The sequence below is a fragment of the Thermocrinis jamiesonii genome (assembly GCF_000702425.1).
Classification (GTDB): domain Bacteria; phylum Aquificota; class Aquificia; order Aquificales; family Aquificaceae; genus Thermocrinis; species Thermocrinis jamiesonii.
The window spans coordinates 363,473-388,681 of sequence record NZ_JNIE01000002.1 but is presented as its reverse complement, the minus strand read 5'-3'; the positions used below and the strand labels follow the sequence as shown (position 1 = coordinate 388,681).

Annotated in this window: 28 protein-coding genes; 15 read left to right on the top strand and 13 right to left on the bottom strand. The window is 41.1% G+C overall.

Annotated features, from left to right (window positions below; translation table 11 throughout):
* Genes K217_RS0102190 through K217_RS0102170 form a run of 5 tightly spaced genes read right to left on the bottom strand, consistent with a single transcriptional unit; the run spans position 1 to position 4,496 of the window.
* Positions 1-1,458 carry a hypothetical protein gene (locus tag K217_RS0102190; protein WP_029551496.1) on the bottom strand — a complete coding sequence of 486 codons (1,458 nt, stop codon included), beginning with the start codon at positions 1,456-1,458 and terminating at the stop codon, positions 1-3.
* A 4-nt stretch (positions 1,459-1,462) separates the two neighbouring features.
* Positions 1,463-2,326, bottom strand: coding sequence for an ROK family protein (locus K217_RS0102185; protein WP_029551495.1), 864 nt, complete (start codon positions 2,324-2,326; stop codon positions 1,463-1,465).
* Entirely contained in the window at positions 2,310-2,696 is a 387-nt protein-coding gene (locus K217_RS0102180; protein WP_029551494.1) for a hypothetical protein, read from the bottom strand. Before K217_RS0102180 ends, K217_RS0102185 begins: the two co-directional genes overlap by 17 nt.
* A gap of 30 nt (positions 2,697-2,726) precedes the next feature.
* The gene (locus tag K217_RS0102175; RefSeq protein ID WP_029551493.1) at positions 2,727-4,235 is read right to left on the bottom strand and encodes a zinc ribbon domain-containing protein; all 1,509 of its coding nucleotides are present in this window, start codon (positions 4,233-4,235) and stop codon (positions 2,727-2,729) included.
* A 3-nt stretch (positions 4,236-4,238) separates the two neighbouring features.
* On the bottom strand, positions 4,239-4,496 hold the full coding sequence (locus K217_RS0102170) for a hypothetical protein (protein WP_029551492.1): 258 nt from the start codon (positions 4,494-4,496) through the stop codon (positions 4,239-4,241).
* A gap of 88 nt (positions 4,497-4,584) precedes the next feature.
* On the opposite strand from K217_RS0102170, the gene K217_RS0102165 reads away from it, so the two are divergent.
* Both K217_RS0102165 and K217_RS0102160 read left to right on the top strand, forming a co-directional pair.
* Positions 4,585-5,406, top strand: coding sequence for a hypothetical protein (locus K217_RS0102165; RefSeq protein WP_029551491.1), 822 nt, complete (start codon positions 4,585-4,587; stop codon positions 5,404-5,406).
* Positions 5,403-6,293, top strand: a complete 891-nt coding sequence (locus K217_RS0102160) for a multiheme c-type cytochrome (RefSeq protein ID WP_029551490.1) — start codon at positions 5,403-5,405, stop codon at positions 6,291-6,293. The genes K217_RS0102165 and K217_RS0102160 overlap by 4 nt, the downstream gene beginning before the upstream one ends.
* Positions 6,294-6,304: 11 nt before the next feature.
* Here the strand turns inward: K217_RS0102160 and K217_RS0102155 are convergent, their stop codons facing one another.
* Together K217_RS0102155 and mnmA are read right to left on the bottom strand one after the other, a co-directional pair.
* Positions 6,305-6,571 (bottom strand): hypothetical protein, encoded by a 267-nt coding sequence (locus K217_RS0102155; RefSeq protein WP_029551489.1) that lies wholly within the window; start codon positions 6,569-6,571, stop codon positions 6,305-6,307.
* Between the two features lie 11 nt (positions 6,572-6,582).
* Positions 6,583-7,629 carry a tRNA 2-thiouridine(34) synthase MnmA gene (mnmA, locus tag K217_RS0102150; RefSeq protein ID WP_029551488.1) on the bottom strand — a complete coding sequence of 349 codons (1,047 nt, stop codon included), beginning with the start codon at positions 7,627-7,629 and terminating at the stop codon, positions 6,583-6,585.
* A 23-nt stretch (positions 7,630-7,652) separates the two neighbouring features.
* Here mnmA and K217_RS07440 point away from each other — a divergent pair, with 23 nt between their 5' ends.
* Both K217_RS07440 and K217_RS0102140 read left to right on the top strand, forming a co-directional pair.
* Complete coding sequence (locus K217_RS07440; protein ID WP_231476973.1) at positions 7,653-8,030, top strand: hypothetical protein; 378 nt, start codon at positions 7,653-7,655, stop codon at positions 8,028-8,030.
* A 12-nt stretch (positions 8,031-8,042) separates the two neighbouring features.
* Positions 8,043-8,783, top strand: a complete 741-nt coding sequence (locus tag K217_RS0102140; protein ID WP_029551487.1) for a tRNA (adenine-N1)-methyltransferase — start codon at positions 8,043-8,045, stop codon at positions 8,781-8,783.
* Here K217_RS0102140 and rsmG read toward each other — a convergent pair.
* Genes rsmG through K217_RS0102125 form a run of 3 tightly spaced genes read right to left on the bottom strand, consistent with a single transcriptional unit; the run spans position 8,753 to position 11,187 of the window.
* Positions 8,753-9,304: a 16S rRNA (guanine(527)-N(7))-methyltransferase RsmG gene (gene rsmG / locus K217_RS0102135; protein ID WP_255326810.1), complete on the bottom strand. Its 552-nt coding sequence runs from the start codon at positions 9,302-9,304 to the stop codon at positions 8,753-8,755. The genes K217_RS0102140 and rsmG overlap by 31 nt on opposite strands.
* Before the next feature lie 29 nt (positions 9,305-9,333).
* Complete coding sequence (locus K217_RS0102130; RefSeq protein ID WP_029551485.1) at positions 9,334-9,918, bottom strand: SCO family protein; 585 nt, start codon at positions 9,916-9,918, stop codon at positions 9,334-9,336.
* A gap of 21 nt (positions 9,919-9,939) precedes the next feature.
* Complete coding sequence (locus K217_RS0102125) at positions 9,940-11,187, bottom strand: M48 family metalloprotease (protein ID WP_029551484.1); 1,248 nt, start codon at positions 11,185-11,187, stop codon at positions 9,940-9,942.
* Between the two features lie 78 nt (positions 11,188-11,265).
* On the opposite strand from K217_RS0102125, the gene phnD reads away from it, so the two are divergent.
* From phnD to K217_RS0102075, 10 genes are read left to right on the top strand one after another with little or no spacing between them, the layout of a single operon-like run.
* A complete protein-coding gene (gene phnD, locus K217_RS0102120; protein ID WP_081820014.1) occupies positions 11,266-12,180 on the top strand; it encodes a phosphonate ABC transporter substrate-binding protein in 915 nt (304 codons plus the stop codon).
* A 15-nt stretch (positions 12,181-12,195) separates the two neighbouring features.
* Positions 12,196-12,963, top strand: a complete 768-nt coding sequence (gene phnC / locus K217_RS0102115) for a phosphonate ABC transporter ATP-binding protein (protein WP_197017588.1) — start codon at positions 12,196-12,198, stop codon at positions 12,961-12,963.
* On the top strand, positions 12,953-14,497 hold the full coding sequence (phnE, locus tag K217_RS0102110) for a phosphonate ABC transporter, permease protein PhnE (protein WP_029551481.1): 1,545 nt from the start codon (positions 12,953-12,955) through the stop codon (positions 14,495-14,497). Before phnC ends, phnE begins: the two co-directional genes overlap by 11 nt.
* Complete coding sequence (locus K217_RS0102105; RefSeq protein WP_029551480.1) at positions 14,494-14,916, top strand: phosphonate C-P lyase system protein PhnG; 423 nt, start codon at positions 14,494-14,496, stop codon at positions 14,914-14,916. Before phnE ends, K217_RS0102105 begins: the two co-directional genes overlap by 4 nt.
* Before the next feature lie 4 nt (positions 14,917-14,920).
* Complete coding sequence (gene phnH / locus K217_RS0102100; RefSeq protein WP_081820013.1) at positions 14,921-15,505, top strand: phosphonate C-P lyase system protein PhnH; 585 nt, start codon at positions 14,921-14,923, stop codon at positions 15,503-15,505.
* A 1-nt stretch (position 15,506) separates the two neighbouring features.
* Complete coding sequence (locus K217_RS0102095; RefSeq protein WP_029551478.1) at positions 15,507-16,601, top strand: carbon-phosphorus lyase complex subunit PhnI; 1,095 nt, start codon at positions 15,507-15,509, stop codon at positions 16,599-16,601.
* A complete protein-coding gene (locus tag K217_RS0102090; protein WP_029551477.1) occupies positions 16,591-17,454 on the top strand; it encodes an alpha-D-ribose 1-methylphosphonate 5-phosphate C-P-lyase PhnJ in 864 nt (287 codons plus the stop codon). Before K217_RS0102095 ends, K217_RS0102090 begins: the two co-directional genes overlap by 11 nt.
* Positions 17,429-18,274 carry an ATP-binding cassette domain-containing protein gene (locus tag K217_RS0102085; RefSeq protein WP_029551476.1) on the top strand — a complete coding sequence of 282 codons (846 nt, stop codon included), beginning with the start codon at positions 17,429-17,431 and terminating at the stop codon, positions 18,272-18,274. The genes K217_RS0102090 and K217_RS0102085 overlap by 26 nt, the downstream gene beginning before the upstream one ends.
* Before the next feature lie 9 nt (positions 18,275-18,283).
* Positions 18,284-18,985, top strand: coding sequence for a phosphonate C-P lyase system protein PhnL (locus K217_RS0102080; protein WP_029551475.1), 702 nt, complete (start codon positions 18,284-18,286; stop codon positions 18,983-18,985).
* A complete protein-coding gene (locus K217_RS0102075; RefSeq protein WP_029551474.1) occupies positions 18,966-20,117 on the top strand; it encodes an alpha-D-ribose 1-methylphosphonate 5-triphosphate diphosphatase in 1,152 nt (383 codons plus the stop codon). The genes K217_RS0102080 and K217_RS0102075 overlap by 20 nt, the downstream gene beginning before the upstream one ends.
* Positions 20,118-20,130: 13 nt before the next feature.
* On the opposite strand, the gene K217_RS0102070 is transcribed toward K217_RS0102075, so the two are convergent.
* The 3 genes from K217_RS0102070 to K217_RS0102060 are packed head-to-tail and all read right to left on the bottom strand — an operon-like array spanning position 20,131 to position 24,138.
* Positions 20,131-21,339 (bottom strand): glycosyltransferase, encoded by a 1,209-nt coding sequence (locus tag K217_RS0102070; protein ID WP_029551473.1) that lies wholly within the window; start codon positions 21,337-21,339, stop codon positions 20,131-20,133.
* Positions 21,336-21,959 carry a DUF5752 family protein gene (locus K217_RS0102065; RefSeq protein ID WP_029551472.1) on the bottom strand — a complete coding sequence of 208 codons (624 nt, stop codon included), beginning with the start codon at positions 21,957-21,959 and terminating at the stop codon, positions 21,336-21,338. The genes K217_RS0102070 and K217_RS0102065 overlap by 4 nt, the downstream gene beginning before the upstream one ends.
* Entirely contained in the window at positions 21,952-24,138 is a 2,187-nt protein-coding gene (locus K217_RS0102060; RefSeq protein WP_029551471.1) for a bifunctional alpha,alpha-trehalose-phosphate synthase (UDP-forming)/trehalose-phosphatase, read from the bottom strand. Before K217_RS0102060 ends, K217_RS0102065 begins: the two co-directional genes overlap by 8 nt.
* Before the next feature lie 272 nt (positions 24,139-24,410).
* Between K217_RS0102060 and K217_RS0102055 the strand changes: the two genes are divergently transcribed.
* Positions 24,411-25,208 carry a 50S ribosomal protein L11 methyltransferase gene (locus K217_RS0102055; RefSeq protein WP_231476982.1) on the top strand — a complete coding sequence of 266 codons (798 nt, stop codon included), beginning with the start codon at positions 24,411-24,413 and terminating at the stop codon, positions 25,206-25,208.
* The last annotated feature ends 1 nt before the right edge of the window (position 25,209 follow it).

The window sequence follows — 25,209 nt, the reverse complement described above, 5'->3', positions numbered from 1 at the left end:
TTAAACCACCAAATAAAGATTTGTGCTATGAACGTGTTGCCCTACAATGTTTCTCAGCTCTTGAAAAGTAGGGATAATGTTAAGCTTTATTTCCTTTACTCTAAGGTTTTCTTCTTCTAACATACTTTCTAAGATGTGTTTGGCGGTTTCAAGCTTGTTGTAGAAAAGCTCAGAGTTTGTATAAAAGTGCAGACTCAAGCTCTTTGCTTGCTTTGACTTAGGGTATAAAAGCATGGCAGAAACAAAGCCCTCTGGATAGTTGAGGTTTATAAAAACTTTGTAATCTTCTTTGTTTGGTTTTAGAATAATGCTTGCCTTTTTACCTTCCCATCTGAATGGTATAACCAATACCCCATCTTTTGCCATAATTCTCTGTATTTGAATAATAGCGTTTAAACGATCTATCCACTGAAGCCCATCTCTTTCTACTTTTTCCCTCAGAGGCAAAAGCCTTTCCCTTTCCTCTAAAAGAGATATCAGCTCTCTATGGCTTTTTCTCAAGTTCTCAAGTTTTCCGTCATCCAATGCTTTTATAAAGTTCTCAAGGAGTTCCTTTACTTCTGGATCTTTCAATTGAAGAATTAGAGCTTTTAGCCTTTCAAAGGCCAGCTTTAGAGTTCTGCCAATTGGTGTGTGGAGTAAGTTTTGGATTTCTCTGTAGAGAAGGTTAATAAGAGCTTCCTTATCTCCTTGTTGCATTGCCTCTAAGATCTGTTTGTTCCCTAAGTTTTCCACCAACTTTACAAACTGTTCTAATTCCAAATTATTTAAGCTTTCCAGATAGAGGCTTCTCAAAAAGCTCTTTATTTCAGCTATGCCTTCTGTTTTGTTCAGGACTGACAAAAATAGAGTTTTTATAGATTCAAGACTTTGGTCAGTTTGGTTTTGTGTGCCAAGCTGGCTTTTTATCTCTTCCGCTAAGTTCAAAATATTCTGTATTATCTGAGCCTTTGCATCTTTCAAGATTTCCTTTAAGCTTACCGCCCCTCTAAGAAAATACAGAATTTTTCTCTCGTAAAAAATGCCCGAATTTTTTATCAGAGACAAGATATCCTCCTTTTCAAGGCTAAACAGAAAACCTTCTGAAGGTTCAAAAGCAAGGTCTAAGATTTGGTTTATGTCAGTTTTCCTTTGAAGTGAGATTATCTTCAGGCTCAATGGGTTTTTACTTTCAAGGACAAGCTCTAAGTGATCCCCTTCTTGCACCTCAACATCGGACATATTTTCTGCCAATATTTCTTGACTGTTGTTTAGCAAGATCCTTAGGTTCCTTCCGTAGGCTTCCAATACGTATCCTCTTAATCCACCCGAACCTTCTGAGAAAGCCTGAAGAAGGGCTTCGGGAACTGTGGATAGCAATCTAAGGTTTAACTCCTTACTTACATTTTCCGCCCTTAGACCTTGAGAAGTTTCCAAAGCGTGCTGTAGGAAAACGCCCTCTATGCGACGGATCTCCATAGGTTTATCTATCGTCCATTAAGGTCAAAGCTAAAGCCCCCCTTGCCATGCAGAATTCACCGCACTTGGAAAAGCTAAGCTTAAAGCATTGAGAAGGTAATGTTTCCACGGTTCCCCTCAGACGAGTTTCCAAATCATCCATAAACTCTCTGAGCTGTTGTATAAGCCCGCCTCCCAAAACTACCCTATCTGGGTTTAGTATATGAATGGCGTTCATCAAGCCTATGGTAAGGTAGTCCTTAAAGGTCTTTATAGCCTCCAATGCCCTTTGGTCTCCTTCCTTTGCCCTTAACACTATCTGATAGTCTTTTAAGCTTTCCCCAGAGAGCTTTTTGTATATCCTTTCCAATCCGTAAGAAGAACAGTAAGCTTCCAAACATCCACGCCTTCCACAACTGCAAAGCTCTCCATCTTTCTCCACTATGTGATGCCCAAGTTCTAAAGCGCTTCCACAACTGCCTAAAAAAACTTCCCCTTCGCAAACAAAACCAGCCCCCAAACCTGTGCCTATGGCTACAAAAAGAAGGTTTTTACTGTCCCTGTGATCGTAATACCACTCTCCAAAGGCACCAGCGCTTACATCATTTAGCACTATTCCGCTTATGCCTTCTTCTAAAAGGATCCTCTTTATATCAACCCCGTCCAATGCAGGTATGTTTGGAGACCTATAGACCACACCTTCTAAAGAAGTAAAACCAGCTACCGCTATACCTGCCTTTGTAGGATTCCCTTCCCTTATAATTTCCCTCAGTTTTTCAACAAAAGCCTCTTTGTTTTGAGATACATCCCTTACATAGACCTTTTCCCGCCTTCCATCCTCCCAAAGGACCTTTATGAAAGATCCGCCAATATCAATCCCTTTCTTCATAACTTAAAGAAGCTATTTCGTCTCCTTCAAAGTTTATTTCTATCACAAGCTTTTTTTCTAAACCTTTAACCTTTTTCCCGTAAACGAGTATTGCTTTGTCCTTTTCTATCTTTGAATCTCTCGGACTATAGCCCTCTTTTTTTATTTTCTTGCAAACCTCCGTTAGCTTCTTTACAGGATGTTTCTTACAGTCTTCACTTTGAAGGTATTCCACAATAAGTTTCAAACGCTCATCTGAACTGCGAGACTCAGATTTATAGATGATTACCGCAATTATTATGGGATAAAACAGTGCAAGTGCGACTATGGATCCCAAGATTAGGTCTTCAATCCTAAGCTTTTTTATGAGGCTGTTCGAAAAATTCCTCATTGGGATATCCTCTTTACCGTCCCATTTTCCTTAACCATACTTATCCGAACCTACCCACTTGAGTAGTTTTTTGAGTTTGAGCTGAGAAGTTTCAACTATCCGAAGCCAAGCAAGAAGTTTTGAGAAAGAGATAAAGCTTAAAAGAGCCTTCCATTCCACCTGCGGAAGACGGGACGGAAACCTGCCTGGAATACCCTCTACTTCTGTCAGGCGAAATGCTATATTAACGCTTGCATTGTAATCTCTATCGTATGTCCCACAAGAACACTTAAAAACTAATCCTTCTACCTGACCTTCCTTACCACACTTATGACAAACTCTTGACGTATGTGCGGGATTTACTTTTATGACTTTTAAGTTGTAAAGCCTTGCCTTCTCTTCAAGCCTGCTTGCAAACCTTGAATAAAACCATTGGCTAAATCTTCTTAAAGCTTTCTTGTCCTTCCACTGTGGAACTTCTTTGAAGCTTAGGTCTTCTATCACTATGGCTTGACAATCATAAACCTTTGCGTGTGCTATGACAAAATTGGTAAAAGTCTCAAGTATTTCTTTTCTTAACTGCTTTATCTTTCTCTGTCTTAGTTTCTGCTCGGCAAACAAGTGTCTTAGCCTTTTCCAAAGCCTTTCTTTTTCTCGCTTACAAGCTGTATTTTCTATGCGATTGTAGATGTTGTCTATCTTTCTCTCAAGGTTTGACACTTCAAAGTGTAGTCTCTCTACTTTTCTTAACATTTGCGTTTTAAAAAACAAAGGTTTGGAGACTTTCTCTCCTTCTACCAATACTGCAGTTCCAAGCCTTTTCTCTGAAGGTGAAAGGTCTAAGGCTAATACTCTCTCTACTTTTTCAGGCTCTTTTACTTCAAAACTTAAAGGAATAACAAGCCTGTAGATGTGGTATCCACTTTTTAGCAAGACCTTTTTTATCAACACCGCTTTAACTTCCTTAGCCTTCATTAAAGCTCTTCTAAGTCTTTCAGGAATAAGCTTCTTAACACTTATCCATTCCCAACCTTTTTGCGTAAGAACCTTTATGCTGAACTCTAAAAAGTTTCCTGAGAGCTTTAACCTTCTAAACTGTCCTTTTTCAAGGTTGTCATCTGCAGAAGTAATAACTATTTGACCGTCAAACTCTGGATAGGGAAAGTTAAAATAGCAATTAACTTCTTCTCCTTTCTTTCTAAGGTTTTCTATCTGTCTTTGGATGTTTAAAACTAAGTTTTTGCTGTAGCCTTTGACTTCTTCTCCCTTCAGCAACTTCTCAAACACTTCTTTTCTTTCTATCTGACTTCTGATGATTTGTCCTGTTAGCTCAAGGACGTTTCTAAAGACTCTTGAAGGGATGCCTTCAGGAGTAGGGAATGCTTTTTTCAAAATTCCCACAGCAGAGCCCTTTTGGGACAAAAGCTTAAAACCTTTTTCGTTCCATAGTTTTGGGATGTAGGAATTAACTTGGTTTTTAAAGACAGAAAAAAGCCTATCAAGGTGGGGATAAATTCTTTGTGGAAGAGTTAGCTCATAGCTAAGGATTTGCTCTTTCATTTTTTAACTCCTATCCACATAGATAAACATAACATGGTTTGAGTAGAAAATCAAAGAACTGCTGTTAGCCCTATCCCACAGGGCTTCCACAAGCACAAGCGGAAAAGGGAAAAGGTCCCTTGGTAGAACCTTCCCAAGAAAAGGGAAGGAATGCCAGGCACTTTGGCTGGCTTTTACCAGCTCCTGCTTAGAATTCCTTCCATCGACTGCCTCACAGGAACTTGGCTTACCCTGAAGGTTTTTAAGCTTTTTAATATACATTTAGCTTTTATTATAACCACCTGCTGTTGTTCCAACATTTGTTTTCTGTTGAATTATATTTTTTCTTAGAAGAAAGGGAGGTTAAGCCATGAAAAAACTTTTCTTTAGCATGGTATTTTTTGGTATTGCCTTTGGCGCAGATCAGATAATCTTAAAAAAACCACCGACTTCTTTGGGAAAATACTATCCTCCCCAGTCCAATAAGTTTGAGTATGTTGGTGTAATGCACGAAATGAGCGGTGCTTTTTATGGCATTAGGTTGAACATAAACGAAGGTAAATGGGACAAGGCTTTAGAATGGGCAAACAGACTAAAAGATGCATACAGTAGAGCTCAAAACATGGTTCCAGAGTGGAAGCAGTATTTCAAGCCTGCTTTGGCAGACCAGTTGGTAAAGGCAGTGCAGGCTAAGAACATAGATCAGGTTTTAAAAATCTCACAGGATCTTGGACAAACCTGTCAAAAATGCCATGCAGATAACCAAATAGCGGTTAAGCTCGTTTATCATTATCCACCCTTTGCTAACCTAAAAATGGAGGATCCGGTGGAATTTTCTCAGCTGAGCTCCAAAGATTATATGAGGAAGATGTCAGACTCTATGAAAGCTCTGAGGATCTTTTTAATTCAAGGGGATGTGCAAAAGGCAAGGGAAGCGGGTGAAGCTTTTGTGGAAAGAGTTAAGGGTAGTCGAGCGGTTTGCTCTAAGTGTCATACAAACAAAGCATCCGAACAGATTATCTTTAACAAGGCGCACGAAGAAGCTCTATCATCCATAGAAAGACTGCTTAAAGAACCACAACCAAACAGGGATGCCATATTTAAGGCTATGGCTGTAATAGGCCAATCTTGCAGCAGATGCCACAACACCCACCTTGTGCCTGCCATGGTGCAGGAAGCTTTTAGAAAATGATTTTCGTTTTCCTGCTGTTTTTTCTTTTTGGCTGTGAAAAGTTTGAGGAGATAGCAAGGGAAGAGGACCTTTTGCAAAGACCGGAGGCTAAAAGATGTTCTGATTGTCATAGGGAAATCTTTGAAGAATGGAAAAACAGCAGACACGCCAAGGCTTGGATAAGCGAACACTTTAGGTTAGAGTCTGAAAACTACACTAAGAACAAGTGTCTTTCCTGTCACGCTCCCCACCAGGTGGACCCAGACAAAGAGCCAGTTCTTAGAGTGGAGTTCAAAGAGGATGGTATTGGTTGTGTAGCCTGTCACTTTAAGGAGGAAACTAAGGCTATGCATGGACCGTTAAAAGTTTGGTCCCCTCCCCATCCTTCAAAGCAGGACATAAGCTATACAAAGTCCAACTTTTGTGCAGGTTGTCATCAAGAAACCTTCAAACAATGGCAAGCTACCGGCATACAAAAAAGCTGTCAAGATTGTCACATGCCAAGCCTTGGTAAAAAGGACCTTATTCAAAAATTCCCCTTTCACCTTTTCCACCTATCCAAACCCAGACACTCCCACGAGTTTCCAGCTTTGAAGGCAAAGCCAGAGGACCTAAGGCTTGAAGTTAAGAAAGACAAACTTTACATAACTAACGTGGGAGTGCCTCACAACCTTCCCACCGCAGACCAAGGAGACCCAAAGCTTTACATAACCGTTGTCGCCAACACATCCGAAGGACAAAAAACCATAAGAAAACTTCTTTCTGCACAGGCAAAAACAGCCCTTGAGTATGGAAAACCCTTAGAGTTAGATATACCAGAGGACTCAGAAAGCATAAGGGTAATCATTCACAGAAAACTTTCACACCAAGAGGAAAAGGAGCTCATATTAGACAAAACTTTGAGATAATCATTGGATTTTTATTCCACTTGTATCCTTTTTACCTTTTCCTTCTTGACTTCCTCCTTGCCCTCTATCTTCTTCTCAAGCTCCTGAGTTTTGTAGTCCAAAAGGGTTTTGAAAATCTTCAGAACAGACAGCTCAATGGTGTATAGATTCTTCATTATTTCCCTTCTTACTTCTTTTGGTGGCAATAGCAGTTCAAAGATTTTTCTTACCTCTTCCCTCATTTCCTTTACTTCTTGTTCCAAGCTTTCCACCTTCAACTCCTCTCTTTCCTTTTCCATTGCTTATAAATTTATTCCTCTATTATTCCACCTGCAATAAGCACGTCTTCCTCATAGAAGGCACAAACCTGACCTGGTGTTATTCCTCTAACCTTTTCTTCAAAAAAGACTTTGTATCTTCCATCTTCTAACTTTTTTATGTGCTTAACGCCAACGGGAGTGTTCCTATACCTCACCTGAGCTTTTGGCCTGTCCCACATAGATAAAGGAAGGTGAAAGTTTAAGTCCCTTAAAATAAGCCAATCCCGATACAGAGCTTCTTCCTCTCCGAGCCATACTACATTTTTTTCTGGGTCTAAACCAACAACATACACTGGCTTTCCAAGGGCAACCCCTAAGCCCTTTCTTTGACCTATAGTGTATTTGTAAAAACCGTCGTGTTTTCCTACAACCTTTCCTTTGTAGATAAACACTCCCTCTCTTTTCCCCACCCTATCCATCAAAAAAGTGCCTACATCTTTCCCCATCAAAAAGCAAACATCCTGAGAGTCCGGTTTTTGGGCTACCTCAAGCCCGTATTTGACTGCCAAAGCTCTAACCTCTTCCTTTGTCAAATCTCCCAACGGGAATTCCAAAAGCTCTATGTCTTCTTCCCTCAAAAGAGCCATAAAGTAAGATTGATCCCTTTTTAAGTCCTTAGCCCTTGCAATTAATTTCCTTCCTTTGTAATCTACAATCTTGGCATAATGTCCTGTTGCCAGTTTATCTATAAGCGCCACTTGTCTTAGGTATCTTGCAAGAAAGCCTGTTTTTACATCCCTATTGCACACAGCACAGGGATTGGGCGTTTTACCTTCCATATGTGCTTTAACAAAAGGAGCTATTACCTTTTCCTCAAAGAGTTTTTCCCAATCTAAGGTAAGGTGCGGAATACCAAGCCTTTGGGAAACCTTAACCGCATCCTGCACGTCCTTTGGAGAACAGCAAACCCTGAGTTCATCGCACACCTCTTTGTGAAACCTCAGAGTAATGCCTATAACTTCATAGCCTCTTTCTTTCAGAAGAAGAGCACTAACACTGCTATCCACACCACCGCTCATACCAACCGCAACACGCATGATTAGGATTAAATTTATTCTCTATGCTGAAGGCATTTTTAAGTTTTCTCATCTTTTTTACCTTCGCCTTTGCAACAGAGGAAGCTAAGTTTGTTCAGACGGAATACAAAAAACCCTTTAGGGTAGTTTATGAGCTTTTCTTGGACCATCCAGAAAAGTTAAGACCTGCCCTTGGTTGGATCTCAAATGTTATATTCGTTTTAACCAATCCGCCTTACAACTTCAACCTTGAAGACATTGACATAGTGGTGGTCTCTCACGGTAGAGAATTGGAGGTGTTCGCCAAAGAACACAAAGATAAAGGATCTTTATCCCTTTGTGGAAACTGTGCCTTCGGCAATTACAGAAATAGCCCATTGGCAACAGATGGGATACTCCCTTTTGATCCCCATGGTGTTTGAAATAAGAAGGTAATGCAAATCCAAGAAGGGGACTTTGTTTTAATCCAAATTGAAGACAAGAGGTTTTTGAAAAGGCTTACAAAGGGTTTTAGCATAAACTACGGAAAGAAAACCTTAAAGTTTGAACAAATTGTAGGAAAGGAATACGGTTCAAAGGTTGGAGATTTTTACCTCCTTAAGCCCACCTTAGAAAGCATAATACTTTACGGCTTCAAAAGGAAAACCCAAATAATTTATCCAAAGGATGCCTTTTACATAGCCTTTAAACTTGGCATAGACAAAAGCTCAACCGTTTTGGAATTTGGAATAGGAAGTGGTGCCCTTACCGCTGTGCTTTCCCAATTGGCTGGCAAAGTAATAGCTTACGAAGTATCTCAGGAGTTCTACAAAAACGCTTTGAAAAATTGGGAGACTTTTGGACTGTGTAAGAACGTGGAAGCTATAAACATGGACTTTGCGGAGGCAGAGGTTCAAGAAGAGTCCTTTGATGCGTGCTTTGTGGATGTGAGGGAACCTTGGCACTATCTGGAAAAGGTGCATAAGGTCCTAAAAAGGGGAGCAGTCTGTGGATTTTTGCTACCAACCACCAACCAAGTTTCCCAGCTTTTAAAAGAGGCGGAAGGGTTATTTGGTGGGCTTGAGGTTTTGGAAATTCTTCTCAGAAATTATAAACCCGTCTACGAAAGACTAAGACCAGAGGATAGGATGGTAGCCCATACAGGCTACCTGATCTTTGGTATGAAGATAATGTAACTGTCTTTTATGTCCCTCAGAGTTATTCTGCAATAATCGTATCCTTTTGGTATTTCTTTTCCTTTCATGATAAACACGCCTTCCTTAGCTAAGGTCAAAAGCATAGGTTTTATATCTTCCAGTTTTCCCAAGGCTCTGCATAAGGCATAATCAAACTGCTGGTTTAAGCTCTCTGCCCTTTTGCAAAGGACCTTGTAGTTTAGGTCTAAGTGAGCTCTTAAGAACTCCAAAAACGCACACTTCTTTGAAACAGACTCTATCAATGTTATATCTAAGGTTTCTCCGTAGTATATGCTCAGGGGGACACCAGGAAAGCCCGCACCACTTCCCACATCGCAAAAAGTCTTACCTTCAACCTTTACTTCCTTTTCCTTAAAACAGAGCGTGAGAGTCAAAGAGTCTAAAAAGTGTCTGATGGCTATCTCTTTTGGATCTTCTATGGCGGTCAAGTTGTGAATCTTGTTCCACCTTTTTAGCTGTTCAAGATAAATGGAAAATTTTTCTAATTTCTCTTCCGTCAGATAAAAACCGTTTCTTTCAAAGATTTCCCTTAAAAGCTTTTCAGAAGGTATTTTATATCCTCCGCCATCTTTTCTGGATCCTGCTTAGACTCAGTGTAAAGAAGCTTTATTTTCTTGTCCGGAGTTATAAGGTAAATGGTAGCGGTATGATCCACAAGATAGCCACCCTCAGACTGCCCTTCCACTTTTCTGTAGTAGGCTTTGTATTCCCTCGCTGTCCTTTCTATTTCTTCTGGAGAGCCAGTAAGTCCTATAAAAGTTGGATAGAAAAAGGGAACATAACTTTTAAGCACTTCGGGTTTGTCCCTTTCTGGATCTACGCTTATAAAGATCACCTGAACCCTTTCCCTTTCCTTTTCGCTTAGCTCTTTCATAGTGTTTGCCAAGGTTGTCAGGGCAGTGGGGCAAACATCAGGACAGAATGTATAGCCAAAAAAGAGCAAAACTAACTTGTTTTCTTTTAGAAAATCAGATAGCTTTACCCTTTTACCTTCTTGAGAAGTTAGCTCAAAGTCATAGGCTGGTGCATCGTAAAAGTGACCATGAAACTCGTGCGCTCTTTTGCAGGAAAAAAGAAGAAGGCTCAAGGTTAAAATTATGGTTAAAAATTTCATAATATTAAAATATAACCTAAATTACAACCTCTTCAACCTTTCCCTTGCATCCAATTCCCACGGCCTTTTTCCGCCAGAAAGCTCAACCGCCGTTTTGTAGTTCTCAAAAGCCTTCCGCCTGTCTCCCAAAGCTTCCCAGTTTCTTCCCAAGTAGTAATAAACGTCTGGATTATTTGGTATTAGCCTGCGAGCTTCTTCGAGGTATCTAATAGATTCTCTGTATTGCCCTCTTTTGAATTGAACAAGTCCCATTACGTAGTTGGTAGAGAACACATTGGGAACGGTTGCATAAGCCCTGTTTGCGTATTTAAAAGACTCGTCTAATTTCCCATATTCCAACAGTATCAGAGATAGATAAAGCATCGCTACATAGTTTCTTTCCCAAAGTTCTACAGATTTCAAAAAGTGCCTGTAAGCCAAGTCCTTATTCCCCTCTTGGTAAAGTTTCTTTCCTCTGCTGAACTCTTCAAAGGAGGGTTTTGTGCTTAGAACTGCTCTTCTTATCTTGTGAAATTCTTCACTATCCTTAATCAGCGTCCCGGAAATAGATAGGGACTTTATAAACTGTGTATTTTCCTTTATTCTGCTTTCGGGAAGTGGGTGGGTAGATAACCACTCCGGGAGCCTATTTTTCTCTAATCTTTTGAATATGTGAAACACCTCTATTAAACCGTTTGGATCATATCCAGCTTTTATGGTAAATTCTATACCAAGTTTATCCGCTTCCCTTTCTTGGTCTCTGCTAAACTTGAGAGCTAAAAGCATTCCTCCTATTTGACCAAACTGTATGAGAGCTTGTCCATAGGGTTTGTCCGAAAGCAATACAGAACCTATTCCCAAAAGAATGTTTAAAGCCACCATCTTTTCAAGAAATCTCGCATGGTGTCTTGCGTTTATGTGTCCAAGTTCGTGACCCAAAACACCCACCAATTGGCTTTCGTTTTCAAGCTCCAAAAGTAGTCCTCTTGTTATAAAGACAGGTCCTCCAGGAAGAGCAAAGGCATTAACTTGCTCCGAATTTACCAAGTAAAACTTGTAAGGCAGTCTTCTGTAGGTGTGCTTTACCAGAGTATTTCCTAATTTGCTGATGTAATCTTGAACTTCTTCTTGTGGGTATAAGCCGTCAAACTCTTCTATGGCAACCGGGATATAGCTTTGTCCTATTTCTATTTCCTTTCTTTCTGGAAGGAGAGTAAAAGAGGAACTTGTAGAAGAAGCACAGCTTATTAAAAAAACTGTGAATATTAAAATGAGAAACCTTGCTTTCATAAGTAACATTTTAAATCTTAACAGTTTCTTAACAAAAGGCTCCTAAAATGTTTGCAAAAATTTATAGGAGGTACAGCTATGAGGAAAATGCTTAGAACCTTACTTGTAATCCTCTTGAGTGCGCTTGTGTGGAGTGCATCTTATGCCTCAGAGAAAAGGTGTTTGGTAATGGGTCTTATACCTGCAGAGGACCCTAAGTCCATGATTGAGCGCTACAAGCCTATGAAAGAGTGGATGGAAAAGGACATGGGGATGTGCATTGAGATGTTCACAGCAACTGACTACACGGGAGTTATTGAAGCTATGAGGGCTAAGAAGGTGGATTTTGCGTGGTTTGGAGCTTTCTCTTATGTGCTGGCAAACGAGAGAGCGGGTGCAGAAGCTTTTGCAGTTGGAGTTGATGAAAAGGGAAGGACCACCTACAGATCTTATCTTGTAGCAACGCCAGAGGTAGCAAAAGCTCTTGGTATTACCAAGCCCCTTGAAGGAGAAAGTGGCATCAAAGTCCTAAAGGAAAAGCTTGAAAAACACAAAGGGAAATTCAAATTTGCTTTCACAGACCCGGCATCCACCTCTGGATACGCTATCCCTTACTACTACATGGCAAAGGCTGGCATTGAACCCAAAGAATACTTCAAGAGTGTAAGCTTTGTTGGAACCCACGACGCAGCGGAGTTAGCAATCTTCAAAAAGACTTTGGATATAGTAGCTGACAACGACATAACCTACGACAAGCTCTTAAGGGAAGGCAAGATCACAAAGGAGAACAACGTGGTTATATGGATGTCTCCAGAAATACCAGGTCCTCCTATGGCTTACAGAAAGGACTTACCAGAAAACGTCAAGGAAGCTCTCAGAAGGTCTATCACCAGAGTACCAAGGGATGTGGTGGTAGGATACGGAAGGATAGTAGGATATAAGCTCGTTTCAGATAAAGACTATGCGCTTATAAAGGAAGTGAAGAAGTTTATAGACGCTCAAAAGGGCAAGTAAATGGAGGTGCAAGGAATGCTGCTCCTTAACAACATAAACAAAAGCTTTGGTAAAAAGAAGGTGTTGGATGATGTTTCCTTGCAGGTCAAGAGAGGAGAGGTCCTTGCCCTCATTGGTCCAAGCGGGTCTGGTAAGACTACCCTTTTGAGAGTTATCAACGGCTTTGTCCTCCCCGATGGGGGGGACTTTTATTTTGATGGTACGAAGGTGGATTTTAGCAAAAAGGAAATGCTAAGAAACATCCGCAAAAGAATTGGGAAAATCTACCAGCAGTTTAACCTCGTGGAAAGGGTGACCGCTTTAGAAAACGTGATGATGGGAGCTTTGGGTAAATACGACAAAGGAATAGATTATCTAATGACCAGCATAGGCTTTTTCCCAAAGGAAGTTAAAGAAAAGGCTCTCTATCTTTTGGAATACGTAGGTCTTGCAGACCACGCATACACCAGAGTAGATAGGCTGAGCGGTGGTCAAAAGCAAAGGGTAGCCATAGCCAGGGCGCTTATGCAGGACCCAGAGGTCTTGCTTGCGGATGAACCTATCTCCAACTTAGACCCAGGGACAAGCAGAAAGATAATAAACCTGCTTCTGAGAATAAGTGCGGAAAAAGGTATAACCCTGATCTGTGTGCTTCATCATCTTTACTACGTTCAAGAGTTTAACAGAGTGGTGGCACTAAAGAATGGAAAGCTATACTTTGACGGACCTCAGTCAGACTTTAGCTTAGACATGGCAAGAGAGCTTTACGAAACAGAGTTGGAGGAAGTATACTTTGAGGTATAGTCTTCCAAGTCCTTCCTTCAAATACCTTTGGTGGCTCTTGTTTTTAGTAGTCCTTTACTACTCCTTTAGCTTTTCAAAGTTTGACGTCTTTGCCCTGGTGGAGGGATTTTCCAACTCCTTGGCTCTAATTGAGGAAATGATACCACCGCAGTTTAGTAACCTGGAAAACATAATAAATCTTACTTTCCAGACTGTAGCCATAGGTCTTTGGGGAACCATAATAGGAAGCATTATTTCCCTTCCGGTGGGTTTTTTGTCTGCCAGAAACACTTCACCAAACCTTCTTGTTTATTACACCTTTCGCGGGCTGGTGAATTTCTTAAGGTCTATTCCAGAACTTCTCTATGCACTCATTTTGGTTATAGCCTTTGGCGTTGGACCTTTGCCCGGAATTATAGCCCTTGCTATTTCTACGGTTGGTCTTCTCGGCAAGTTCTATTCGGAGGCAATAGAAAGCGTAGACCAAAAGCCCGTGGAAGCTTTGCAATCTACAGGTAGCAGAAGCATTGCGGTCTTTAGACATGCCATAATACCCCAGATACTTCCCCTTTTCGTTGGATACAATCTATACCTTTTAGACCACAACATCAGAGTGGCTATAGTTTTAGGAGTGGTGGGAGCAGGTGGCCTTGGAGTTGAGCTTTACAGCCAGATGAGAGCCTTTAACTATCCTCAGGTGGGAGCTATACTTGTAGTGATAGTGCTAGTGATCTCCTTAATAGACAGGCTTTCCGCCAAGCTAAGAGAAGATATACAGCAGTATAAGCTCTTGGCCTACCACACAAAGACCAAAGACCTAATTCTACTTGCATCTACCATCATAGTTGCCTTAGTGTCCTTGAAGTTTTTACCCATTGATACTTCAGAGCTGGTAAGAGGTTTTAAAAATCTACTGCCCTTGATTGGAGAGTTTTTTAAATTTGACTTTAGCGAGCTCAAAACTTACGTCCTGCTCATGCTTGAAACTGTAGCTATCGGCATAACCGGAACAACCATAGCGGTTTTACTGTCCGTTCCTTTGGGAATGCTTATGGCCAGAAATTTGATAAATAATTTCTTCGTGAATAATGTTGCAAGGGAAATAGCAAACTTTTTGAGGGCTATACCTGAACTTGTGATGGCTTTGATCTTTGTTAGCGCAGTGGGGCTTGGTCCCTTTGCGGGTGTCTTGGCCATAGCCTTGCATACGACGGGCTTTTTGTCTAAGTTTTACGCAGAAGCTATAGAGAACTTGGACTATAGACCAATAGAAGCCTTAGAAGCTGTAGGAGCCAGGCTAACCCAGACCATAAGACATGCGGTAATACCCATGATCCTTCCACTCTTCAATAGCTACAATCTTTACATACTGGACAGGAACGTAAGAGCTGCCACCGTAATGGGGGTGGTAGGGGCAGGGGGAATAGGTTTTGAGCTTGTGATGAGGATAAAACTCCTTGAGTTTGAAAAGGTATCCGTAATGATATTAGTTATACTACTTACCTTAGTGCTCATAGACTATTTTTCCGGTTATCTGAGGAGGAGGTTGGTATGATGGAACTGGACTTCAGGGAAGTGGTTGTTCAAATGGATAAAAGAGCCCTGAAAAGGCTTCTGAATATTTTGCCCATGGAGGAGGTAAAGGTAAAGAGGGGACCACAACCTGGGTGTTTGATGATAAAGGCAAAAGATTGCTTTGGTGTAGATTTTTGTTTGGGAGAGGCACTGGTCTTTGAAGCAGAGGTAGAGTATAAAGGTATTGAGGGCTATGGTTTGGTTTTGGCAGAGGAAGAGGAAAAAGCTGTTGCGGTCGCTGTCTTAGAAGCAATCTTTAAATCGGATGAGGAAAACCTAAAGAAAAAACTCTACCGGTTCTTGAGTAAGGAAAAGAAAAAGATTGAAGAAAGCTGGGAAAAAGAGAGAAAGCTTATAGCAAAAACCAAAGTCCAATTTGAAACAATGGTAAAAAGGTAAAGCCATGCAGAGAGAGGTATTTTTCACTCAGAAGGTGTTTAAAAGTCTTTTACGGGCAATGAGCTTTCCTGGCACAGTGCAAAGCCTTGAGTTTTCAGAGGAACTTTACCAATTCTTAGGTGATGAGTTTTGGACATTAGGTTCCATAGCTCTTACGCTCATAGACGGGCACACCAGCTTCTGTGTGATAGGTCCCAACAGCAAACTCTTAGAGGAAAGGATAATCAAGCTAACCAGAAGTAAAGTTTTGCCTATGAAGGAGGCGGATTTTGTAATAACAACGGAAGCTTTGCAAGAAAGGCTTTGGGATGTTAAAGTGGGAGAACTTCGCAACCCAGAAAAATCCGCCACTGTCATCTATTTGGTTGAAGGAGTGCAAGAAGGAATAGGAGGTGGTGTTGTTCTTAGATTGTCCGGACCGGGGGTTAAAGGGGAAAGACTGATCAGCCTTTTTGGTCTGCCACCGCAGGAGTTCCTAACTCTGTCTCAAGTGAATCACCTTTTCCCCTTGGGAATAGACTGCTTTTTTGTTGATAAGAAGGGAATGCTCGTAGGCATTCCCAGGTCTGTAAAGGTGGAGGTGTTATAAAATGGGTTACGTAGCGGTTAGAGGTGGTGAAAAAGCCATAGAATACGCCTGTAAGCTTTTAGAGTATCAAAGGCTTAAGGGAAAGTCAAAACTGCTATCTGTTGATCAGATAGTGGAACAGCTTTACTTCTTGGTTGATAGGGTTATGTCTGAAGGGTCCCTTTACGCTCCAAAGCTCGCTGCCTTAGCTATCAAGCAGGCTGCAGGAGATCTCCTTGAAGCCTCTTTTATTCTGAGAGCCAGCAGAAACACTCTTCCCAGCTTAGGATACTCCCTGCCCATCAAGACGGACAAAATGAGGATAATAAGGAGAATTTCCGCGGCTTTTAAAGACATTCCAGGGGGACAGATTTTGGGACCCACCTCAGACTACTGCCTTAGACTGTTTAGATTTGAGCTTTTGGAAGAAAACGAAGATAAAAGGAAAAAGTTTATGAAGGAGCTTTTAGGTGAATTGGGAGAGGAAGATCTACCTGCCGAGTTTCCCAAGATTGTAGAAATTCTCAGAAAAGAAGGGCTTGTGGTAGAAGCACCCTCTCATCAATCCACGGAGTTTGTGGATATTACAAAAGAGGCAGTAAGTAGCTTCCCCCCTCCAAGAAGTGCCCTTTTGCAAGCTATGGCCAGAGCAGAAACGGGAGGACTTTTGCTTCTTGCCTATTCCAACATGAGGGGCTACGGAGACATACATCCTACCGTAGCAGAGCTAAGGGTGGGCTATGCGCCAGTGACCGTGCTTCATCCTTACACAGGAGAGGAAATATACGTAGGAGAAGTAAAGATTACAGAGGTAGAGTTGGTAGCTAAGATAGAGAGCCAAGAGGGTATACCTAAGTTCTCTTTGGGATACGGTGCGTGCTTTGGACACAATGAAACTAAGGCTATATGCATGGCGGTTTTGGATAAGGCTATGCAAACGCAAGAGCCAAAGAACCCTTCCGAAGACAGCGAGTTTGTATTCTATCACATAGACAGCGTTGATTCTATGGGCTTTGCCAATCACTACAAGCTTCCTCACTACGTAACTTTTCAATCCGATTTGGACAGGCTAAGGAAGATACAAAGTCAGTTTATGGAGGTTAAAAATGAAGCTTAATTACAACTTTGCCTTTTTGGACGAAACCACCAAAAGAGAAATAAGGCGAACTATTCTAAAAGCCATAGCCATACCGGGCTATCAGGTTCCCTTTGCGTCAAGGGAGCTTCCCATAGCCAAGGGTTGGGGCACAGGAGGTCTTCAGATAACCCTGTCTATCATCGGTCCTGACGATGTGCTAAAAGTCATAGACCAAGGCTGTGATTACAGTGTAAATGCGGTAAATATTAGAAAGTTTATCAAAGCTATGACTGGCGTAGAGACAACTACTGATACCACAAAGGCAACGATCATTCAGACCAGACACAGAATTCCAGAAGAGCCTTTACGGCAGGACCAGATCCTTGTCCTTCAGGTGCCTTACCCAGAACCACTGAGGCTCGTTGAACCAAGCGAGGAAGAAACCAGAAGAATGCACGCGGAAATGGACTACGGAAAGATGTATCTTTACCTTTACGAGGACATCCTCAGATACGGAGAGATAACCATAGGTGCCAGGTATCCGGTGCTGGTAAATAAACGATACATCATGGACCCCACTCCCATTCCCAGGTGGGATGTGCCAAAGCTCAACATGGCGGACAACCTCTTTCTATTTGGAGCAGGAAGAGAAAAGAAAATATACGCAGTGCCACCCTATACTACAGTTGAGCCCCTGGAGTTTGAAGATTTCAAATTCAGAGTGGAAGACTTTAGTGGCAAAGCCTGCTACAAGTGTGGTGCGACGGATACCTTCTTGGACGAGATCGTGGAAGATGGCACTGGAAGAAGGCTTTATGCCTGCTCAGACACAAGCTACTGTGAAAAAAGAATGGAGGCTATCAGACATGCGGGTAGTTCTAAGAGTTTCTAATCTGACTAAAATTCATGGCAGGGGCTGTCCCGAGTGTCTTTCTCTTACGGGACCAGAACACGAAACAAACCTTTGCAAAAGGTGTGGTTCTGTAGTTGCCTGTGCTAATGTGTCCTTTGAGCTCTACGAAGGAGAGATTTTGGGCATCTTGGGAGAAAGCGGTTCCGGAAAAAGCACAGTGATAAAGCTTTTAAACTTTGAAATGGAGCCAACCTTTGGAGAGGCTTACCTTTACAATGTTAGAGGGGCAGAGTGGGCAAATGGTAAGAACCTCTTTTCTTTAAACTCCTACCAAAAAAGGATGCTAAAAAACAAGGTCATCAGTGTAGTCTATCAAAATCCATTGCTTGGTCTAAATGCAAACGTAAGCGCCGCAGGAAATGTAGCGGAAAGACTGCTCGTCTCAGGTTGGAGAAACTACAGCCTTATAAACGCCAGAGTTGAATCCCTTTTGGAAAAGATGGAGTTTCCAATTCAAAGGATGAAGGACCTTCCTAAGAGCTTAAGCGGGGGAATGCAACAGAGGGTGCAGATAGCAAAAGCTCTTGCCAACGAGCCTTCCATCCTTCTTTTGGACGAGCCAACCACTGGCTTGGACCTTTCTGTGCAAGCAAGGGTCCTTGACCTGATAAGAAAGCTCCACCGAGAGCTAAACCTTTCAATGATCTTTGTTTCTCACGACTTGAGGGTGATAAACCTTTTGGCGGATAGAGTTATTGTTATGAAGCTTGGTAGAATCGTGGAGATGGGACTCACAGATCAAATACTCAACGACCCTCAGCACGAATATACACAACTTTTAGTATCATCTCAACTTTAGGGGGAAAAGATGCTTTTGAAGGTAGAGAACTTATCAAAAAACTTTGAGCTTAAGGTAGGTCAAAGAAAGACAATAGAGGGCATCAACGGAATAAGCTTTGAGTTGGAAGAAGGGGAGTTTTTGGCTCTTTATGGACCAAGTGGAGCGGGCAAAAGCACCATCCTAAAGTGCATATACCGCACTTATATACCAACAGAGGGTCATATTCTTTACAACTCTTACAAATACGGATTGGTCGCTTTAGAAAGGGCTCCCGACTGGCAAATAATAGAGCTAAGAAGGAGAGAGATAGGATACGTCTCCCAGTTTTTCAGCGTTATTCCCAGGGTGTCTGCGGTGGATATAGTGGCGGAACCTCTTGTTAGATACTTTGGGTTAGATGAGAAGGAAGCAAGAGAGAAGGCAGAATGGCTCTTAAGGAGGCTTGGCATACCATCCAATCTGCTTGATGCCTATCCTTCCACCTTTAGCGGTGGAGAACAGCAGAAGGTAAATATCGCCAGAGCTATAATATGGAAGCCAAGACTTCTGCTTCTTGACGAGCCTACCGCTTCTTTGGACGAGAGATCCGCAAGGATAGTACTGGAAATTCTAAAGGAGTTAAAGGAAGAGGGAGTGGGAATGATAGGTATATTCCACAACAAAGATCACCTGAAAGCAATTGCAGATAGAATCTTGGAGGTGAGAAAACATGCGCGAGTTTTTGATTGAAAGGGCAAAGGTTGTTACTCCTTTTGGTATTTTGGAACAAGGATATGTGCTTGTGGGCGAAGGAAAGATTTTGGAGGTAGGAGAGGGTCAGCCAAAATACAGGGTAAAAAAGATAAATGCAGAAGATATGTTCCTCTTACCTGGACTTATAGACACTCACAGCGATGCCATAGAGAAAGAAGTAGAGCCAAGGCCAAACACCTTTTTCCCCTTTGAATTGTCTATCTTAGAGTTGGATAGAAAGTTGGCCCTTTGGGGCATAACTACGGTTTTTCATGCCATCTCCTTTGCGGACAAAGAGCTTGGTTTAAGAAGCAACGAACTTGCACAAAAATTAACGGAAAGCATCCTTAAACTAAGACCAAAACTTTTGACAAATCACAGGATTCACGCAAGGCTTGAAATAACCAATCTGAAAGGCATGGAATATATAAGCAAACTGATAAAAGAACGTGCCATAGACGCTTTGTCCATCATGGATCACACGCCAGGGCAGGGACAGTTTAAAGAAGAAAGGGCTTATAGAGAGTATTTAGAAAAAACCTATAAGATGGATTCAGAAAGCGTAAGCACTCTGCTAAAAGAAAAGCTATCTTTTAGAGAAAAGGCTATGGAAGAGATTGAGCAATTTCTTAGGAACTGTAAAGAAGAAGGGATAACTTTGATTTCTCACGATGATGACAGCGAAGAAAAGGTTAGATGGGCCTACGAAAGTGGCATTACTGTATCAGAGTTTCCCACAAGCATAGAAGCGGCAAAAACAGCCAAAGAGCTTGGAATGAACGTATGCGTGGGGTCTCCAAACGTGGTAAGAGGAGCATCTCAGTATGGAAACCTAAGCGCAAAGGAGCTTATTAAACTTGGCTACGCTAACATCCTATGCTCAGACTACAAACCATCTACACTGATTCAAGCAATATTCAAGCTCAGCACGGAGGGCATACTTCCTCTTCACGAGGCGGTAAAGCTAAGCACCTTAAACCCAGCAAAAGCGGTAGGTTTAGATCAAAAAGGAAGTATTGAGGAAGGTAAGGACGCAGACCTGATTTTGGTAAATTGGGATGATGGCTTTGCAAGGGTTGCTATGACAATCAGAGATGGAAGGGTTATATATTCGGACAGGCTATGTTGATCTTAGGGCTATGCTAAGAAGCAGAAAGGATTTTATGAATAATCAAAAGATAGTCTCTTAGATGGCGGGTGATAAGGTAGCGGTGTTTAACCCTTTCCTTTGCGTGATATCCCATATCTTTTCTTAGGCTATCGCTTGATAAAAGCTGTTTGATTCTCAAGGCAGCACCTTCTGCGCTTTCTACCAAAAATCCAGTAATACCATGCACAATCTGTCTCCTTATTCCCCCCACGTTTGCTCCAACAACTGGCTTCTCTTTCCACATGGCTTCAGAAACCACAAGTCCAAAACCTTCTCTGATAGACTTTTGGATCACCACAGTGGCTCCCCTTTGAAAGGCATTTACTTCCCTGTGGCTATCCGGTGGGAGATTTAAAACGAATACATCCTTTTCTTCAGCGGTCAAATTTAAAAGCTCTTTGTAAACAGTTTCTCCCTCAGGGTCATCTGGGGCATATCCTCCCACAAACACCATCTGACATTTAAAATTTTTTCTTACCATTTTGAAGGCTTCTAAGGCTCCAAAGGGATCCTTCAGTCTGTCAAAGCGGGAAACCTGTAGGATAATAGGTATTTCAGGATCTACACCAAACTTAATCAAAGTATCTTTCACTTCTTCATCCGGAATTTCAACATTTTTTGGATGAAGGGGATCTATTGAAGGTTGAATGATGTATACTGGTAGGTCCATTTTTTCATACACAAACTCCGGCAGGTGGAAAATGGCTGCATCGTAGGAACCTAAAAATTTTCTAACGAAGTCCCAAGCGGTTGGAGTAGGGGTGGAGGTGTCAATGTGACACCGCCAAATCCACTTTTGCCCCCTTTCTTTATTCACTACAAGACCTATAGGTTGAGGATCATGCACTATCACCACATCGTAGTTGGAAAAATCAATCTTAGTTAAGTTTTCATAGACGACCTTAAGATAATACACAAACTCCTCGCTTGTAATTGTTTCCTCTAAAGGGAGATGAAGCATGTTGTGAAGCTTTTTTGTAAAGTTAAAGAACCTTTCATCTCCTTCAAAGACCTTCCAATCAGTTTTTACATCAAGCTCGTTCATCAAAGGAACCAAACCCCTTAATATCTCCGCAACCCCACCACCTTTATAGGTAGAATTTACATGCAAAACCCTTATATCCTTTAACCTCTTAGCTAAAATTACAATCTCGTTTATTATCTCTTCTCCAACGATGGGTATGTATTTTTCTAACCTCATTCTTCACCCAATATTTTTATAATTTCCCTTTTTATGTCATAAAGTGTCATCATAAAAGGATGAATTCTGTTTATTTTTTCTGCCTTTTTGACTTCTCCTATGCTATGCAACCACGAAGAATAATCATTGATTATTGTCTTTTTGTTAAGCCTCGCAGTTATGAAGTGATAAAAAATTGAATGGATACTTGATTTTTTAATTCCTTCTTTAAATTCTTCAAGGTTATTTGCTTCACATCCTAAGTCTATGATTTCTCTTTCCACCGTGATAAAGTCGAATGGCGTTAGCTCTTTTTGCAACATGCTTAAAGAGAGATTCTGTTCTACCACTTTAATTAGGATTTTTCTTAAATCTTCCAAATCATAGTAATCCAAAGGATCTATAACGGACACCTTTTCCGCTAAGATTACTAAGCCATTTTTGAAAAACCAAAAGGCAAAACTATTTGTGTAGTAGGTGGGTAAGTTATGGTAGTTAAAAATGTTTATGTAAAAGTGATAAAAAATGGAAAGCTGGTCTATGGTTCTTAAGGCTTCTAAAAAGTCAGAAAGGTTTTTGGCACTCCTTCCGGTGTATTTGGTCACCCACAACTCTGATTTAAAACAAAAAGGGTTACTCATGGGAGGCTAAGATTTCAAGAAGATTTCTTACATCAACGTAAGACTTAAGGCTATACTTAGCGTTGGAAGTGCCCATGCCAACCTTAATGGTAACTGCCTCTTTGGGAAGTTTCAAAAAGAGGTCTTCATCGGTGGTATCATCACCAATTGCAAGTATAAAGTCAAAATTGTCATCCTTTAAGAAGAGATTTGCGGCAACACCTTTGTCAATCCCAGCAGGCCTCACTTCCACTATCTTGTTTCCCAAAATCAAGTTTATGTCTGAAGTTCCAGTAAACCCTAAGAGTTCATCAACAAGCTCTGCTACCCTAAGGTTTGCCTGCTCAGGATCAGCGTTGCGGTAATGGAAAACAATTGAATACTCCTTTTCCTCAATAAAAGATCGAGGAAGACGATCCACATAAACTTCCATAATGCTTTTTATTTTGTTTTTAATCTCAGAAGACATAAATGCGGTTGCTTCCCAGTCTTTACCACGCCTCTTGATAAAAAGCCCATGCTCGCAGATGAAATTCAAGTTTAATCCTTCGAACCACCTTTCCAAATCTTCTTTTTTCCTTCCAGAGATAAGGACTACCTCGGTGTTTGCCAGCTGAGACAGAGCAGAAAGAAGGGAAAGAAGATGAGTATCTGGTTTGGCTAAGCTTGGCCTGTTGGCAAAAGGTACAAGGGTTCCGTCGTAATCAAGGAAAAGAATCCTTTTGTGGGCTTTGTGAAAGGACTCTTTGAGCTTGTCTATCAAGGCTGGAGTTAAAAGTTTGGTAGCTAATTTCATCCTTTCTGCAATTACATGCTCCAAGCTTGAGAGAAAATCCGTTCCCCACTTAAGTATGTTATATCTTCTGAGTCTTTCTTGCATAACACTCAGCCGTTCCCTCATCTCTTCCTCAGAAAGCCCTAAGGCTTTTTCTATAGCACTTGTTAATTCCTCTATGGAGTTTGGATTTACGATCAACGCCTCCCCAAGTTCCTTTGCACTCCCAGCAAACTCAGAAAGTATAAGAACTCCCTTCCCATCTTTTCTTGAAGCTACAAACTCCTTAGCAATAAGGTTCATTCCATCCTTTAAAGATGTAACTAACATTACGTCCGAAGCCAAGTAATGGGCAGTGAGTTCTTCAAAGTTAAGAAATTTGTTGTAGTAAAGCACCGGAGTCCATTCTATTGTCCCAAAGGTACCATTAATTTCGCTTATCTTCTCTTCAAGACTTCTTTTCATTCTTTGATATTGCTCTACGCCTACCCTTGAGGGCACAATTATGATAAGCAGAACTACTTTCCCTCTGAGGTCTGGTCGTCTCTGCAAAAGTCTTTCGTAAGCCAAAAGGCGGTTATAAATTCCTTTGGTGTAATCAAGCCTGTCAATGGAAAATATTATCTTCTTTTCTCCAAACTGTTCCCTTATTCTTTTGACTAAATTCTTTATTTTTCTTTTTCGGGAAGCATTGTTAAAAAGCTCAAAGTCTATGCCCATAGGAAAGGTTTCTGCTCTTACAACTCTGTCTTGATAGAAAAAGGTGCCTGACTTGTGATCAATGCCAAACATCCTGATAAGGGTTCTTAAGAAATTTGTGGTGTACTCGTAAGTATGAAAGCCTATAAGGTCTGCTCCAAGCATCCCTTCCATCAACTCCTTTCTCCAGGGAAGTTGCATGAATATGGACGGTGAGGGGAAGGGTATGTGTAAAAAGAAACCTATGGGTAAGTTTGGAAAAAGGCTTCTTAGCATTGACGGTAAAAGAAGAAGATGATAGTCATGAACCCAGACTACAGAATCGGGTGTAACATGCTTGGCTACTTCGTTACAGAAAACTTTGTTTACTGCAACGTAGGTTTTCCAATACTCCTCATTATAGTCCACATAGCTTAAAAACTCATGAAAAAGAGGCCAAAGAACTTTATTGCAAAAGCCATTATAAAACTTCTCAAACTGTTTAGAAGAGACGGAAATAGGGTAGGTTTTTAGCCTTTTAAACTTGCTTTTTAGCTGGTCCATAGCTGAAGGACTTAAGTAAGAACCGGGCCAGCCAATCCAAATGTAATCTTTAATTGAACTTCTTTTAAGAAAAGACTCCAACCCAGAAACTAAACCACCGGGACTTCTGCTTATAGTTAAATCAGAATGGACGGTAACAGGAAGCCTGTTAGAAACAATGATCAATTTTTTTGGAAAGTCCATTATAAATCATTTTAATACGAGGATGTCAACTTTTTAGTTCTGAGATGGTATATATGACGATAAAGAAAGCAAGCGACCTATAGACAGTCTCATATTTGGCATTCCAAGGAAACCTTTTGTAAAATTTCATTAGTCTAATTGAGCAAACTCTCCTTTATCGCTCTTAAGGAAAGTCCTGAAGTAGAGGAATACCGCATTGCTTTTAGTGTTTTTATCGGCTCAGCTAATAACCGCCAAAAGTTGGCATCCTGGCATGCTTTCTTACAGGCTTGATGTTTCCTAAGGGTAAAGCAAAGGTGCTTAAAGGAGAAGATGGAGCTATAATAACTTGTTCCATGATATACAAGCGATACATCTACCGTATGCAAAAGGAAGAATTCTACGAGTTCTTGCTAAGGTATGGAAAGGGTTTGGAAATAGTCAAAGAAGGAGAGGATGTGGAGTTTGCAGTTTATGAGCCTTTGCATGGAATGGAACCTATAGAGGTGTCCCAAGTAAAGGTGAAAGCTCCTAAGGAGAGCTTTAAACCTATTAAAGTTGGGGATTTTTTAATCATTCCACCTTGGATAAAGGCTGTAGTGATAAATCCCGGTAGTGCTTTTGGCACAGGCCTTCATCCTACTACCCAATTGTGCCTCAGATCCATGCAAAGATTTTTTCACCCTGGCTGGAGTGCCATAGATGTAGGGTGCGGTTCCTGTATTCTTTCCATAGCTCTAAAGTTTTTAGGTGCATCAGAAGTTCTTGCCATAGACATTGATCCGTTAGCCATCAAAGAGTGCAAGAGAAACGCAAAGACAAACGGAGTTGAAATAAAAGTTCTGCAAGCTACTCCAGAAGATGTTGAACGTTCCTTTGATTTTTTGGTGGCAAACTTGGACATACATGTTTTTAGAAAGTCTATGCTTAGCATACTTAAGCTCTTTAACAAAATTGGAGTATTTTCTGGTATATACGGCAAGAGCGAGCTGAAAGAATTTGTGCAGATGGTAAAAAATCATCCAGTAGGTGTAAAAAGCATAAGGTCAAAGGGTGGTTGGTTTGTTGTAGTTTTACAATATATAAAGTGAG